Genomic DNA, 15512 nt, shown 5'->3' with positions numbered 1-15512 from the left:
CCGGCAAACCAATCCCATTAAAGGTGATTACTGCCTATCATAAACTGGCAGTTACAATACAATATTTTCATGTTGTTCAGCCAGCCTGGTGATACTCATAACCCCTGAAACTTAGTTTTTTGATATTGGATCCCATGACATAAGCAAATACTCTTCACCCTTCTTTTTGAGATTTTCAGCTATTTACAGTAACAGTCGTATTATTGTACAGGCAGTTTTATCTTCTTATAGCAATCAAAACCCTATTTCTATGTAAACACATTCAATAATCCCTCACTAAAAAACAGTCCCCTGTTTGTTGCTTCTGTACAACTGATATTTTACTCTGTTATACGACAAAAAGCAAACAATTCAGAGGACTTTTCATCGACACATTTCGACAAGTTTAACTATTTACAGCAAAAACTTGTACACTCTGTCTCCTGGCAGGTACAGGCCTGGCTTCCGGAAATTCCAATATGGCCTGCCTGACATTTGCAGTTATCATTGTATCTGCATTTTTCTGCTTCGCAGTCTACGTCAATCGTGGGAGATGGATGAGCTGTTGAGTTGCTTGCGCCGCCATCTTTTTTGTCACGAAAGCTTTCACAGCATGTTTCGCTGATATGAGACGCATTGCGTCCTCCTACCATAATATCCCCTTTACTGCAGTAATTCTCTTTGTTATACATACAGCTTGATACTGTACAATCTAATTGTGTCATAATACAGACTCCTTTCTGAACATTTTAACAAAGTTAGTATAAGTAATTTCCTGCAATCTATTCAGATATTTTATACAACATTTTTTTACATTTTTTGACGCAGAACACCCGCCTGGATACTGATGACTTGTATCCGGGCGGGTGCTGCCTGCCGTTAGAAATCCTAAGATTCCTGATTTTCAATTTTTCGAATTTCTTTTGTCCGTATTTCTTTACAGATAGCATCTGTAAAATCTTCCAAAGCTTTCGTTCCTTCGTCTCCTGCATATCTGCTTCTCACAGAAACGGTTCCCTCTTCTTCCTCTTTCTGGCCAACCACCAGCATATAAGGAACCTTGGAAAGTCTTGCTTCACGGATTTTAAATCCAATCTTTTCAGAGCGGTTGTCCACGGTAACATCCACATCATTTCTTGCCAGTTCTTTTCTTACCTGTTCTGCGTAATCTGCATATTTTTCAGAAATCGGCAGAACGCGCACCTGCTCCGGACAAAGCCAGGTTGGGAATAAACCTGCATATTTTTCAATGAGCCATGCCAGCGTACGCTCATAGCAGCCGATGGAGGTTCTGTGAATAATATAAGGTCTGATCTTATCTCCGTTCTGGTCAATATAATACATGTCAAAATTCTCAGCAATTGCACAGTCAAGCTGAATGGTAATCATAGTATCTTCTTTTCCATATACATTTTTCGCCTGAATGTCAATCTTCGGACCGTAAAACGCCGCTTCTCCGTCGGCTTCCACAAATTCAACGCCGTTCTCCACAAGAATTTCACGGATCTTGCCCTGGGTGGACTCCCAGTAGTGCTCATCACCCAGATACTTTTCTTTATTATTCGGATCCCATTTGGACAGGCGGTACGTAACATCCTCCTGCAGGCCCAGTGTCCTCAGGCAGTAATTTGCCAAATCCAGACATCCCTTTAATTCCTCTTCTGCCTGATCTGGACGGACAACCAGATGTCCTTCCGAAATGGTAAACTGTCTTACTCTGGTAAGACCATGCATCTCTCCGGATTCCTCTTTTCTAAATAAGGTAGAAGTCTCTCCCATACGGTAAGGAAGATCCCGGTAAGATCTCTGGGCATTTTTATACACATAATACTGGAACGGGCAGGTCATAGGGCGAAGAGCAAAAACCTCTTTATCCTTCTGTTCATCTCCCAGAACAAACATGCCCTCTTTGTAATGATCCCAGTGTCCGGATATTTTATACATATCACTTTTAGCCATAAGAGGCGTTTTCGTGCGGACATATCCCCACTCTTTATCCTCCAGATCTTCAATCCATCTCTGAAGCTTCATCACCATCTTTACTCCCTTTGGAAGGAGGAGGGGCAGTCCCTGTCCCACTACATCAACAGTAGCAAACAGCTCCATCTCGCGCCCCAGCTTATTGTGATCCCGTTTCTTAATATCCTCCAGGTGTTCCAGATAAGCAGCAAGCTCGTCCTTTTTTGAAAAGGCAGTTGCATAAATCCGCTGCAGCTGCTCTCTACGCTCATCGCCTCTCCAGTATGCCATAGAAGAAGACAGCAATTTAAATGCCTTAATCCCTTTTGTATTCATCAGATGGGGACCTGCACAAAGATCTGTGAATTCTCCCTGCTCATAAAAGGAAATCTCTGAGCCTTCCGGAAGGTCTTCGATCAGCTCCACTTTAAATGGCTCCTGGCGGTCCTTCATATACTGAATTGCTTCTTTTCTTGGAAGCGTGAACTTATTCAGAGGTGTTCCTTCTTTGATGATTTTTTTCATCTCTTTTTCAATAGCATCCAGATCCTCTCTGGAAAAAGGTTCACACTGAAAATCATAATAAAAACCATTTTCAATAGCTGGTCCAATAGCGATCTTTGCCTCCGGATACAGACGCTTTACTGCCTCAGCCATTACATGAGACGCCGTATGACGGATGACAGCCAGTCCTTCTTTATCGTTTGCAGTTAAAATATTTAAACTGCAGTCCCTGTCAATAACAGTCCGAAGATCTTTCACTTCTCCATCTACTTCGCCAGCACAAGCCGCCCGGGCAAGCCCTTCACTGATATCAGCAGCAATTTCATAAATGGTTTTTGCGCTGTCATATTCCTTTACAGATCCATCTTTTAATGTAATTTTCATAACATCTGCATCTCCTTTTTATCTGCCGCAGCAATGTTTATATTTTTTACCGCTTCCGCATGGACACGGATCATTGCGACCGATTTTCTTTTCTTTACGGATTGTTCCCGCATTTTTCTGCTCTTTATACAGAGCTTTTAATTTATCTTCTGTAAAAATCTCTTTCCACTGAGGAAGCTCATACAGCCAGTCAGCCTTGGCATCCACCATATTTTTATAAAGTTTTTCTTTATCAAAAGCAAGGCTTACCATGGTATCCTCTTCCATGGTCTCTATGGGATTGGGCGTAATCAGACTGTCATTGATTCCATCCAGAAAACCAACCATAGCCATCAGTTCCAGATCATATTTTTCTGCCAGCTCTTTCACAGTTCCTTCCACAGCCTCATCCGGATGCTCCAGCAGTTTTTCATAAACGCTTTTCTCCAGTGCAAAATATCTCGTCCAGAAATTCTGAAGCTCCCCGCGATCCGCCTGTTCATTGTAGGCAATTGCCTGCCACTGTTCTAATAATGCCATCTTTATACCACCTTTGATTTTTTCTTATTGTTTTGCGCTATTTACGCATATTGTTATTTAGTATAACTCACTTTAATTTTTTTTTCAATCTTTGAATAAATTCTTTCACAGGGGCAATAATAACATCAGACCGGTGATAAACCCCCATCTTATCACCGGGATACCGGATGAAATTTCCGGTACCAAAGACAAGTTTTAACTTATCCTCCCCTTATAAAACCACCGGGCCCAAAACCCGGTGGTTTTATTGACTTTTTCCACAAAATGTTTTTTAATAGAACTATCTAATTGGAAAGGAGAGGAATTTTTCCTACTATATATAATATGAAAAAAATAAAACAGCTTCTTGCCCTTTTAGGGGTTCTCCTGCTGGCAGGACTTTATATATCCACGTTAATCTTTGCACTGATAGGCAGCAGTCAATCCATGGAGCTTTTAAAAGTTTCGCTGATTTTTACCATTATCGTACCGGTTCTTTTATGGGTCTATTCATACATCTATAAATTAATGAAACATAAAGACTCCCATTAAAAATTATGATTACCGCTTTCTTCTTCTGAGCCAGATGACGATCCCCGTAACAAGAAGTACAACCGGAAGCACAATGACCAGAAGCAGCGCGCAGGTAACTGCTGTCAGCTGATTTACCGTCAAAGCTCCCAGGGTATACGATTTCACCGGCACGGATACTGCATTGGAATCTTCTGACTGAAATGTGCTGGTAATATTGGTAAACATCTTCCTGTTATTTCCGGAAACCATGGTATCAATATCACTGGTGAAGGTATAGATGGATGACATTACCGTTACTTCCGCTTTTGTTTCATTATTTACAACATTTGCGGCTATGGTATACTGTCCGGTTTTATCGCCCTCTTCTTTTTCATAGGTTGTCATCTCCTGTATGTTTTCTTTTATATACGCAGAATCTGAGGTTGTCAGAAGCTTCGTCCACGTAAGCTCATCTTCTTTTTTCCCAAGATTCGTTAAAGCCTGCCCGTCAGGAACAAATACATAGTTGTCAAGAGATGCCGTGGCATCAGCAGTCTGAATATCCGGCAGCAGATAAAAAGGATACTGATAATAATTTTTGCTGCTTCCTTCCATGACAACCCCCGTTTCCACACGAATATCAAAATCGGACAAAATAGCATTAAAATTTTCCATACTGCTGTCAGCGGCATAATTTGTGGTAATCAAAGCCTTCCCGCCGCCTGACAGGTAGTCTCTTACTTTCTTTGCATCATCTTTGGAAAAATCTGACGTAGGTCCATTGATAATAATTCCGGCCGTCTCTTTTGGAATTTCATCTGTCTTTAACAGATTCACCTCTTTTACTTCCAGATTCATTTTTTCCACTGCATCCAGATATTCTGTTTCTAAATCCGCCTCCCCATGCCCCTGTATCACATAAACCTGAGGCAGATTCTCACTGGTTACATAGCTTAGTGCACTTGTAATCTGGCCTTCTCCATCATATCCCGTTGTCTGTGAACTGTAAGTAGAAGAATCAAAGGATGTCTCATATATTTTAGAATAATCAACGACTTTTGATTTCTCACCTTTTACTACGATCAAACTGTTAGACGCAGGTTCTGTATCTGTATAGGTACTGTAAAACTGCGGCGAGGAAGCCGGATCAATATATTTTACTTTGATATGTTTTGACTGAGACTGATACATCTTAAGGGTTTTATCCAGCGTCTCATCCTTTTCAGAGCTGCTGACCAGCACATAGATTGTAATGTCATCTTCAATGCCGCTGATATATTCTTTGGTTTCTTTTGTCAGTGAATAAAGATCATTATAGGTCACATCCAGACTGGTAAACTGTTCCGGAAGCTTTGAAACCCCAAGGTTCAGTCCTGCTGCAGCCGCAAGTCCCAGTACAATCAGTCCGGTACTAAACACCCCGGCTTTCACTTTCTTCACCGCCGCATGGAAACGGGATTTTTGCAGCACCTGACAGGTAAGAAACAAAAACAATCCGCAGCCGCTTAAATAATATACAATTCCCGCAAGATCAAAGGTTCCTGTCAAAAACTGATTCATATAATCAGAAATAGACAACGTACCAAGAACTTTCGTCAGCAGATTTCCGTTAGAAGAAATCAGCGTGCAGATACTGTTCATCATATACCCAAGAAACAAAAAGGCAAAGGTTAAGATCGCGGAAATCACCTGATTTTCCGTCAGAGAGGAAACAAATAATCCCACAGCGATGGATAAAATACCAAACAGCCAGGTCCCAAGAATCGCAGTATAAGACTCTGCCATAGGAACGGTTCCAAATAATGATAAAAACGGCGGGCAAAGACAAATAACACCCATAACAATAGAGAACACTGCCGTCATAGATAAAAACTTTCCAAACACTACCTTCCATATAGATATGGGTGCTGTAAATATCAACTGATCTGTTTTCAGCTTCCGGTCCTCTGATAAAATCCGCATGGTCAAAATTGGAACAAGGATCAGGAAAATAAAAGTAATGCTGGACAGCGGGTAGGATAAATAAGCATATCCGTAACTTAAATTATATACAAAAAAATAAAGATTAAACAAAAACAAAAAGGCCGCAATAAAAATCCAGCCTGTAACAGATGTGAAAAATGCTTTCAATTCCCTTTTAAAAACTGCCTTCATTATTTTTGTTCCTCCTTCTCCCCGGTTACTTCCAGAAATACCTCTTCTAGAGAATGGCTCACCGGCTGCATCTGTAAAATAGGGGTATCATTCTGCACACAGGCATAAAACAAGTCTTCCCGGAAATCTTCCCCGCTTTTTGCCGCCATCTTCACATTCACCGTTCCCTCCTGCCGCCCGGCCGTCACATGACAGGATGCCACGCCTTTTAAATCCTGCAGAAATGATACCTCCTCTTCTGACGCTTTCAAAATCAATTCAAAAACGGCATCACCTGAAAGCTTCTGTTTCAGATTCTCAACTGTATCATCTGCTGCCAGCCTTCCTTTGGAAATAATAAATACATAATCACACACTTCGCTGATTTCCGACAGGATATGGGAACTCAAAATAACGGTATGTTTCTGGGACAATGACTTTATCAGGTCCCGGATTTCAATAATCTGTTTCGGATCCAGCCCTGCTGTTGGTTCATCCAGTATAATAATTTCCGGGAAGCCAAGAATTGCCTGAGCCAGCCCCACTCTCTGGCGATACCCTTTAGACAGATTCCGGATCATTCTGTTTTTTACATCTGTAATCTTTGTCAGCTCCATGGCCTGCTTCATATCCGCATATCGCGTATGTTTGTTGAGCTGCTTTAATTCCGCCGCAAATTTCAGATATTCTTCCACCGTCATATCCATATAAAGAGGCGGAACCTCCGGCAGGTACCCAATACATTTTTTAGCAGCCGCCGGCTCTTTTCTGATATCATGTCCATTAATTATTATTTCTCCTGATGTAGCACCAATATAACCGGTAATCATATTCATTGTAGTAGATTTTCCGGCCCCGTTAGGCCCCAAAAAGCCGTAAACTTTTCCTGCTTTTAGTACCATGCTCAAATCGTTTACGGCCGTATTGTTCCCATATTTTTTTACAAGATGCTGTATCTCTATCACGCAAATACCTCCTGACACACTTTTATTACAACGGTTTCACATATCTGTGTTTTCAGCTGTGTATATAAAATCATATGCCCCAAATGTGAAACTAGTCTGATAAAAATGTGAAAGAAATCTGTTCAAAATGTGTCCGATCTGTGTCCTTAAAATTTTCAGCACATTCTCCGCCTGCGGCGGGTCGCTTCTGCGACATGACTCCACTCCGCCGCAGTGCGATAATCAGCGGAGCGTTTTTTGCTCTATAGGAATCGGTACTTTTCTGCTTCATCACAACATAGTATTCCTGTAGCGTAAAAAAGAATCTCGCTTGCGAGATTCTCCGCCTGCGGCGGGTCGCTTCTGCGATATGACTCCACTCCGCCGCAGTGCGATAATCAGCGGAGCGTTTTTTGCTCTATAGGAATCGGTACTTTTCTGCTTCATCACAACATAGTATCCCTATAGAGCAAAAAATCCCTTCCGGGCAGCAGGTTTTTATTTCTTTACCTGCCTCCCCGGAAGGGATGATATCACACCGCTTTTAAATGCGTATTCTCTTATTTTCTGTAGATAATGTCATTTCTTCCCGGTCCGTTAGAAATCATCGTAATGGGATATCCAATCTGTTCTTCCACAAATTCAATATACTTTCTGCAGTTCTCCGGAAGCTCTTCATAGGTTTTGATTCCCCGGATATCACTTTTCCAGCCAGGCAGTGTCTTTAATACCGGTTTTGCCTTTTCAAGCTTTGGTGTTACCGGGAAATCAGTTGTAACCTCACCGTCAATTTCATACCCCACACAAACCGGAATTTCATCCAGATAGCCCAGAACATCCAGTACTGTAAAGGCCACGTCAGTAGCACCCTGAAGCCGGCAGCCATACTTGCTTGCCACACAGTCAAACCATCCCATCCGTCTGGGGCGTCCTGTGGTAGCTCCATATTCTCCGCCGTCGCCGCCCCGGCGTCTTAATTCATCTGCCTCTTCCCCGAAAATCTCGCTGACAAAGGCGCCTGCACCTACTGCACTTGAATATGCTTTGCAGACTACAATAATTTTTTTAATCTCATAAGGAGGAATTCCCGCTCCGATGGCCCCATAAGCAGCCAGTGTGGATGAGGAAGTAACCATTGGGTAAATTCCGTGATCCGGATCTTTTAATGTTCCAAGCTGTCCTTCCAGCAGAATTTCTTTTCCTTCACCAATAGCCTGTGCAAGGTATGCCGATACATCGCAGACATACGGTGCAATCATTTCCCGGTATTTGTGCAGCGTCTCTAACAGCTCTTCCGGTTTCAGCAGCGGCTTATGATATAAATGCTCCAGAAGTACATTTTTTGTTTCACAGATGCTGACAACTTTTTCCTTTAAAAACTCTTCGTCAAAAAGTTCGCTGACCTGAATGCCGATCTTTGCATATTTATCCGAATAAAACGGAGCAATTCCGGATTTTGTAGAACCGAAAGATTTTCCTCCCAGACGCTCCTCTTCATACTGGTCAAATAAAATGTGATACGGCATCACCATCTGTGCTCTGTCTGATACAAGTATCTTTGGAGCCGGTACCCCTTTTGCTGTAATATCACAAATCTCCTGGAACAGAACCGGAATATTAAGGGCCACCCCGTTGCCGATAATGCTTGTAGTGTGTTCATAAAAACAACCGGAAGGCAGTGTATGAAGTGCAAATTTACCATAATCATTTACAATTGTATGTCCCGCATTGGCTCCGCCCTGAAACCGGACGATAATATCCGCTTCCTTTGCAAGCATATCCGTAATTTTACCTTTTCCTTCATCTCCCCAGTTGGCTCCGACTACTGCTTTTACCATGATAAGAATCCTCCTTAAAAAAGGACAGGCCGCAAAACCTGTCCAAACATCGCCTGTTTTACTTTCTGATTATACACAATAACCTCTCATAAGTAAAATCAATATTAATTATATTAAGCATAAGTATTAATTATATCAGCACCCTAAAATACTTAAAAGCCGGCTGGCGCAGGCGGATACCGGAATCCGGTCATCCGTGACTACATACATGGCCCTTTCCGGTATTTCTTTCTCCAGCTTCAGCTCAAATAACGTCCCTTCTAAAAGTTCCCGGCGGGCAAAATCCTCCACTACCGAAGCCATGCCAAGGCCCCGGCGGGCAAACTGAACCAGCATATCACTGGTAGCCAGCTCAAACTCCGGATGCAGCTGTATCTGCTGGTCCTTTAAAAACATCTCCACATATTTTCTGGAGGAAGTTTCCCCCTCCAAACAGATAAGCGGAAGTTCCTCTAACTCTTTTAAGCTTACCCTCCGGTCCCGATATGCGCTGTATTTTTCCCCCGCCACAAAAATATCTCTTACCGTTCTGACCTTTTTCAGCTTCAGATGGGACTTGTGAAACACGGGAGCTGTAACCACGCCAAAATCAATTCTGCCCTCCCAAAGACACCGCAGGGTCTCAGGCGTGGGCGCATTGGTTACCTGAACTTTTATCCCGGGATACTTCTCATGAAATGTTTCCAGATAATCCAGCAGATAAAACTGCAGCGTCATATCGCTGGCACCGATTCTGATCTCTCCCGACTCCAGGTCCAGCTGTTCCCGAAGCTTTCTCTCTCCCTGGCAGAAGTATTCATATCCTCTGGCCACGTACGGATAAAGAACCGCGCCCTCCGCGCTCAGGCGCACCCCTTTGGCTGTCCGCACAAACAGCGCCGTTCCAAGCATATCCTCCAGATTCCGGATGGACTGGCTGACTGCCGGCTGAGATAAGGACAGTTCTTCTGCCGCCAAAGTAATACTCTGGCATTTGCCTACATAATAAAATACCTTATAGTATTCCAGATTCAGATTCATATCCTACGATTCGCTTTCTTTCTCATCTTTATAAGGAAATGGTATTTTATCTCCCAGATACTGATAAGTCATTGTAGCACAGGCAATGATCCGTTCTGTTTCGTCTGTAATCGTCACCTGAATCACAGCCAGCCTGCGTCCTATTTTTATGGGCCTGGCCTCTCCTGCCAGTTTTTTGCATCCGATAGCCGGATTTAAGTAATTAATCGTACCATTTACTGTTGTACAAAAGGATCCTGCCGTTGTGGCCGCAACGCCTCCCACTGAATCCGCCAGGGAAAACAGCACGCCCCCATGGATGGAGCCGATTGGATTTCCATGCATTTCTGTCAGCGCAATCTCACCCTTGGCATATCCCTTCTTTACATCTGTTACTACAAATCCAATTTGATTAATAAATCCATTCTGCATATTTCTGTCTTTTTTTATCTGTTCAAAATCAATCATATATTCATTCCTTTCCGCCGCAGTGCGGGCCACAGCAAAGCGTTTTTTGCTCTATAGAAATCGGCACTTTTCAGCTTTATCACAATACGGTATTTCCTGCAGAGTAAAAAAGAAAGCTGATCAAACTCCATGGAATCAATCAGCTTTCCGGTAAATTTTACTAGGATTCTACAATTTTTGAAGCAGTCACTGCCAGGGAGCCCGGTCCAATATGGCAGGCAACACTCAAAGACAATGGATTTAATACAATATCATGATTTGGAAAAGCCGCCTGAACCTCTTTTTTAAATTCTTCTGCTGCCTCCAGATCTTTTGTATAGGCCATGGAAATATGCACATGGCTGCCGTCCGCGCCTCCAAACCGCTTCTCACAGTCATCTTTGATCTGTTTGATCATAATGCTTTTCGCCTGTTTTACAGTTCTGGCCTTGGCAAAGGCATCCAGCTTTTCTCCCTGAATCTGAAGAACCGGCTTTAGCTTCAGCAGCGTCCCAAGAGCTGCTGCAGCCGGTGTAATACGGCCGCCCTTTTTCAGATAATACAGGGTATCCAGCATAATATAAATACTGGATTCCATTTTACATTCCATTAATATATCATAAATCTCTTTTGCCGTTTTCCCTGCCTTAGCCAGCATCTTAGCATCCAGCACAGACTGGCGCTGAGTAACGGAAATCCGCTGATTGTCAACAACCTGCACTTTGCCGTCATAATCTGCGGCCAGCATGGCTGCTGTAGAGCAGGTGCTAGAAAGACCGCTTGACATGGGAATATGGACAATTTCGTCATATTCTTTTAAAAGGCTATCCCAAAGTTCAGTAAAAGTCGCCAGCGTGGGAGTGGAAGTTTTTATCTCCGCGCCTTCTGTCAGCCTTTCATAAAACTGTTCCTGACTCAGGTCAATATCCTCAAGAAACATTTCTCCATTAATATAAAACGGCATCGGAACAACATAGATCCCAAGTTCTTTTCCTTCCGCCTGTGTAATTCCACTGTTACTGTCAGTTATTACCGCAATTTTACTCATATATTCTCTCCTGTCTATGCTAAAACTACATATATGAGTTTATTCTATCATAGTTTGAATACTGAGACAAGTTCCTGTCCCGGAAACCTGCCCCGGCATTCAAAATTTATTTCAGTCCAAAAACTGATGTTTATGACAGTTCAAAAGCCCCTGTATACAGCTGATAATATTTACCTTTCTGTTCAATCAGTTCATCATGACTTCCCCGTTCTATGATTTCTCCCTGCTCCAGTACCATAATGGCTTCTGAATTGCGGACAGTAGAAAGCCGGTGGGCAATCACAAATACGGTTCTGCCTTTCATAAGCTGATCCATACCGTCCTGAATAATCCCTTCTGTTCTTGTATCAATGCTGGATGTGGCTTCATCTAGAATCAGAACCGGCGGATTGGCAATGGCCGCTCTGGCAATAGCCAGCAGCTGACGCTGCCCCTGGGATAGGTTAGAGCCGTCCCCGGAAATGATCGTATCGTATCCATCCGGAAGATGACGGATAAAGAAATCCGCATTGGCAAGTTTCGCCGCAGCCACTACATCCTCATGGGTGGCATCTAAACGTCCGTATCGGATGTTATCCTCGATGCTCCCTGTAAACAGATGGGTATCCTGAAGTACAATCCCAAGAGAACGGCGCAGATCATATTTTCTGATCTTTTTAATATCAATTCCGTCATACAGAATCTGTCCGTTCTGGATATCATAAAAACGGTTAATCAGATTTGTAATTGTAGTCTTACCCGCTCCGGTAGGTCCTACAAAGGCAATCTTTTGTCCTGGCTTTGCAAACAGCGACATATGCTTTAATATCATTTTATCTTCATTATATCCAAAGTTTACATCTTTAAAACGGACGTCCCCTTTCAGCTGGGTATAAATGGTTTTTCCATCCTGAACTTCCCTCCACGCCCACTGGCCGGTTCTGCCCTCTGACTCTGTAATAGTTCCGTCATCCGAAACATTGGCCCGCACAAGTGTCACTGTTCCCTGATCCTCTTCCGGCTCTTCGTCCATGAGGTTAAAAATACGCTGCGCACCTGCAAGAGCCATTACAATGTAGCTGACCTGCTGGGATACCTGAGAAATGGGCTGAGTAAAGCTTCTTGTAAAGGTAAGGAAGGAAGCTAATACCCCAAGGGTAATGGGGGCAACGCCTGTAATGGATAATGCCGCGCCGATCACCGCTACTACAAGGTATGTCAGATTCCCGATCTGAAACAGCATAGGCATCAGAATATTTGCAAATGTATTGGCCCTGATCACATGATCGCACAGTTTATCATTCAGGCGGTCAAACCCTTCTTTACTCTCTTTTTCATGATTGAACACCTTGATTACTTTCTGGCCTTCCATCATTTCTTCAATATAGCCGTTGACAGCGCCTAAAGACATCTGCTGCTCTACAAAGTATCTTGCGCTTTTGCCTCCGATATTTTTTGTAATCCACAGCATCAAAATCAGCATCAAAACTACGATGATAGTCATTGGAACACTGAGCATCAGCATAGATATAAATACGGAAACCATTGTAATTACAGAAGACAAAATCTGAGGAATTGCCTGGCTGATCATCTGCCGTAACGTATCCGTATCATTTGTATAACGGCTCATAAGATCTCCGTGAGCGTTGGTGTCGAAATAACGGATGGGCAGAGACTGCATATGCTTAAACATCTCGTCTCTGATCGTCTTTAACGTTCCCTGGGCTATATTAATCATCAGACGGCTGTACAGATATGAGAAAAAGATAACTACTACATATGCCGCCGCCATAGTCAGTATAATTGTAACAAGCTCTGACATCACCGGATGGTCCTGGCCGATAAACGGTACAATATAATCGTCAATCAAATACCGCATTTCCATAATACCAATAACCTGCCCTACCGCAGCCAGAAGAATACTGATAACAACAATCACAAACTGGAACTTGTAAATTCCCGTTACATATTTCATCAAACGGCCAAGGGTTTTCATCATGCTTTTTCTTGCTTCTTTTTTCATTCCTGATGTATTCTGTCCGTTATTCATCTCCGATTCCTCCTTTCTGCTGGGATTCATATACTTCCTGGTATACGTGGCTGGTCCTTAATAATTCTTCATGAGTTCCTATATCGCAGATACATCCATCCTGCATTACAAGAATTTTATCTGCATGTTCCACAGAAGAAATTCTCTGAGCAATAATCAGCTTTGTAGTATCGGGAATCTCCTCTGCAAAAGCTTTTCTTATCAGTGCATCTGTTTTCGTATCTACCGCGCTGGTAGAATCATCCAGAATCAGAATTTTCGGTTTTTTCAGCAGCGCTCTTGCTATGCAGAGACGCTGTTTCTGGCCGCCGGAAACATTTGTTCCGCCCTGATCTAGAACAGTCTCATATTTTTTAGGGAATTTTGATACAAATTCATCTGCCTGAGCCAGCTGCGCCGCATGCTCAATCTCTTCCTGCGAGGCCTCTTTATTGCCCCAGCGAAGATTACTGCTGATGGTGCCTGAAAACAGGACATTTTTCTGCAGTACCATAGAAACAGAGTCACGCAGTGTTTTTAAGTCATAGGTTCTGACATCTTTTCCGCCGATCAGCAGTTTCCCGCCGGTCACGTCATAAAGTCTCGGTATCAGCTGTACCAGCGTTGTTTTTGCAGATCCGGTTCCGCCGATAATTCCCACAGTTTCCCCGGATTTTATATTGAGATTAATATCCTTTAAAATCTCTTTATTTTCCCCGTCGCTGTATGCGAAAGATACATGGTCAAACACAATGGACCCATCCGGAATATCAAAATCCGGCTGTGCCTGGTTTGTCAGAGAACTCTTCTCATCCAGCACTTCTGCAATACGTTCTCCTGATGCTTTGGCCATAACACACATAACAAGTACCATGGAAGCCATCATCAGGCTGGATAAAATCTGAATAGAATAAGTAATCAGACTCATCAGCGCACCTGTCGTCAATGTCTCTGACACGATCATATTTGCACCTGTATAACAAAAATACATAATGCAGATAAATACCATGGCAAACATGCACGGAGTTGTAAGAATCAATCTCTTTTCCGCACTCTTTGACAGATCCAGAATCCTTTTGGAGGTTTTTTCAAATTTTCCTATTTCGTGGGATTCTCTTATATATGCTTTTACCGTACGGATTCCTGTTAAGTTCTCCTGAACAACGGAATTTAAGTGATCGTACTTTTTAAATAATTTTACAAAGTAACCGTGGGCGGATTTAATAATCACAAACAGTAAAAATGCCAGCACCGGTACTAAAATCACAAAAATCAATGACAGCTTTGCACTGAGCATAAAGGCCATGACCAGTGAAAATACAATCATAATCGGGGAACGCACCAGCAGACGGATAATCATCATATACGCCATCTGTACGTTGGTTATATCTGTTGTCAGCCTTGTAACAAGACTGGCAGTTGAAAATTTGTCAATATTCTGGAAGGAAAATTCCTGAATATTGTAAAATATATCTTTTCTGAGATTTTTGGCCAGCCCTCCGGAAGCAACTGCCGCATATCGCCCGGAAAGAAGACCGCATACAAGTCCTGCCGCTGCCATAATCAGCATTCCCGCACCGATCTGGATTACATATCCAAGATCATTGCTTGAGAAACCTTCATCAATCATTTTTGCCATCATGAAGGTCACCAGAACTTCCATCAAAACCTCGCCCACCATAAATACTGCTGCCAGAACTGATGCCAGCTTGTATTCACGGATACTTTTCGCTAACGTTTTAATCATAAATATTCTTTAACTCCTTTTCCTGTTCAATTCTCATTTTTGTTATGTTTCTGCACAGTTTGCCGAGAATTTCATCAAAGATCTGTTCCTCTTCCTTTGCTATCCCGTCAAATAGCTTCTCTTCCAGAATCTCCCATTTCTCGCCCGCCTGAATCAGCGCTCTTTGTGCTTTTTTGGTTACCACAATCCGGTTGCAGCGTTTATCTGTATCCTCTGATATTCTGCAGATAAGTCCGTTTTGCTCCAGACGTTTTAAAATACCGCTGACAGTTGGATTGCTTAACTGAAAATCCTTTTCAATCATCACCTGCTTCACATTTTCATTCTGATGCTCCACCAAATAGGATAGGACTTCGAACTGACGCCCTGTCATACCGCTGCCTTCCATATCTTTGTTGCGGTGGTCATTCATCATACAGTCAAATATCTTTAAATTACGGCAGATTAAAGACCGCAGACTGTATTCTTTTGTTTCCTCCACATAAATTTCTCCTTCCCAAGAACAATGAAT

Annotated in this window: 12 protein-coding genes; all 12 read right to left on the bottom strand. The window is 42.7% G+C overall.

Annotated features, from left to right (window positions below; translation table 11 throughout):
* Window positions 1-389: 389 nt before the first annotated feature.
* Window positions 390-704, bottom strand: a complete 315-nt coding sequence (locus OCV88_RS01045; protein ID WP_158423797.1) for a DUF1540 domain-containing protein — start codon at window positions 702-704, stop codon at window positions 390-392.
* Between the two features lie 163 nt (window positions 705-867).
* Window positions 868-2826 carry a threonine--tRNA ligase gene (gene thrS / locus OCV88_RS01040; protein ID WP_158423796.1) on the bottom strand — a complete coding sequence of 653 codons (1959 nt, stop codon included), beginning with the start codon at window positions 2824-2826 and terminating at the stop codon, window positions 868-870.
* Between the two features lie 18 nt (window positions 2827-2844).
* On the bottom strand, window positions 2845-3345 hold the full coding sequence (locus OCV88_RS01035) for an SEC-C metal-binding domain-containing protein (RefSeq protein WP_158423795.1): 501 nt from the start codon (window positions 3343-3345) through the stop codon (window positions 2845-2847).
* Between the two features lie 540 nt (window positions 3346-3885).
* A complete protein-coding gene (locus OCV88_RS01025; protein ID WP_158423793.1) occupies window positions 3886-5991 on the bottom strand; it encodes a Gldg family protein in 2106 nt (701 codons plus the stop codon).
* Complete coding sequence (locus tag OCV88_RS01020) at window positions 5991-6935, bottom strand: ABC transporter ATP-binding protein (protein ID WP_158423792.1); 945 nt, start codon at window positions 6933-6935, stop codon at window positions 5991-5993. Before OCV88_RS01020 ends, OCV88_RS01025 begins: the two co-directional genes overlap by 1 nt.
* Window positions 6936-7474: 539 nt before the next feature.
* Window positions 7475-8752 carry an adenylosuccinate synthase gene (locus OCV88_RS01015; RefSeq protein ID WP_158423791.1) on the bottom strand — a complete coding sequence of 426 codons (1278 nt, stop codon included), beginning with the start codon at window positions 8750-8752 and terminating at the stop codon, window positions 7475-7477.
* A gap of 135 nt (window positions 8753-8887) precedes the next feature.
* On the bottom strand, window positions 8888-9772 hold the full coding sequence (locus OCV88_RS01010; RefSeq protein ID WP_158423790.1) for a LysR family transcriptional regulator: 885 nt from the start codon (window positions 9770-9772) through the stop codon (window positions 8888-8890).
* A 3-nt stretch (window positions 9773-9775) separates the two neighbouring features.
* A complete protein-coding gene (locus OCV88_RS01005) occupies window positions 9776-10219 on the bottom strand; it encodes a PaaI family thioesterase (RefSeq protein WP_158423789.1) in 444 nt (147 codons plus the stop codon).
* A 160-nt stretch (window positions 10220-10379) separates the two neighbouring features.
* Window positions 10380-11246 (bottom strand): DegV family protein, encoded by an 867-nt coding sequence (locus OCV88_RS01000; RefSeq protein ID WP_158423788.1) that lies wholly within the window; start codon window positions 11244-11246, stop codon window positions 10380-10382.
* A gap of 130 nt (window positions 11247-11376) precedes the next feature.
* Window positions 11377-13275: an ABC transporter ATP-binding protein gene (locus tag OCV88_RS00995; RefSeq protein ID WP_262590575.1), complete on the bottom strand. Its 1899-nt coding sequence runs from the start codon at window positions 13273-13275 to the stop codon at window positions 11377-11379.
* Window positions 13268-15001 (bottom strand): ABC transporter ATP-binding protein, encoded by a 1734-nt coding sequence (locus OCV88_RS00990; protein ID WP_158423786.1) that lies wholly within the window; start codon window positions 14999-15001, stop codon window positions 13268-13270. Before OCV88_RS00990 ends, OCV88_RS00995 begins: the two co-directional genes overlap by 8 nt.
* A complete protein-coding gene (locus tag OCV88_RS00985) occupies window positions 14994-15482 on the bottom strand; it encodes a MarR family winged helix-turn-helix transcriptional regulator (protein WP_158423785.1) in 489 nt (162 codons plus the stop codon). The genes OCV88_RS00990 and OCV88_RS00985 overlap by 8 nt, the downstream gene beginning before the upstream one ends.
* Window positions 15483-15512 lie beyond the last annotated feature (30 nt).

The organism is Brotonthovivens ammoniilytica (assembly GCF_025566885.1).
In the GTDB taxonomy this organism is placed as follows: Bacteria; Bacillota; Clostridia; order Lachnospirales; family Lachnospiraceae; genus Brotonthovivens; species Brotonthovivens ammoniilytica.
Note: the sequence above shows the minus strand (reverse complement) of the source record. Positions and strands in the feature narration are given on the sequence as shown.

Bases quoted from the DNA above. Each gene is read 5' to 3' on its own strand.
- OCV88_RS01025 (WP_158423793.1), bottom strand. From the start codon at position 5,991: ATGAAGGCAGTTTTTAAAAGGGAATTGAAAGCATTTTTCACATCTGTT.
- OCV88_RS01000 (WP_158423788.1), bottom strand. From the start codon at position 11,246: ATGAGTAAAATTGCGGTAATAACTGACAGTAACAGTGGAATTACACAG.
- OCV88_RS01010 (WP_158423790.1), bottom strand. From the start codon at position 9,772: ATGAATCTGAATCTGGAATACTATAAGGTATTTTATTATGTAGGCAAA.
- OCV88_RS01035 (WP_158423795.1), bottom strand. From the start codon at position 3,345: ATGGCATTATTAGAACAGTGGCAGGCAATTGCCTACAATGAACAGGCG.
- OCV88_RS01045 (WP_158423797.1), bottom strand. From the start codon at position 704: ATGACACAATTAGATTGTACAGTATCAAGCTGTATGTATAACAAAGAG.
- OCV88_RS00990 (WP_158423786.1), bottom strand. From the start codon at position 15,001: ATGATTAAAACGTTAGCGAAAAGTATCCGTGAATACAAGCTGGCATCA.
- thrS (WP_158423796.1), bottom strand. From the start codon at position 2,826: ATGAAAATTACATTAAAAGATGGATCTGTAAAGGAATATGACAGCGCA.
- OCV88_RS00995 (WP_262590575.1), bottom strand. From the start codon at position 13,275: ATGAATAACGGACAGAATACATCAGGAATGAAAAAAGAAGCAAGAAAA.
- OCV88_RS01015 (WP_158423791.1), bottom strand. From the start codon at position 8,752: ATGGTAAAAGCAGTAGTCGGAGCCAACTGGGGAGATGAAGGAAAAGGT.
- OCV88_RS01005 (WP_158423789.1), bottom strand. From the start codon at position 10,219: ATGATTGATTTTGAACAGATAAAAAAAGACAGAAATATGCAGAATGGA.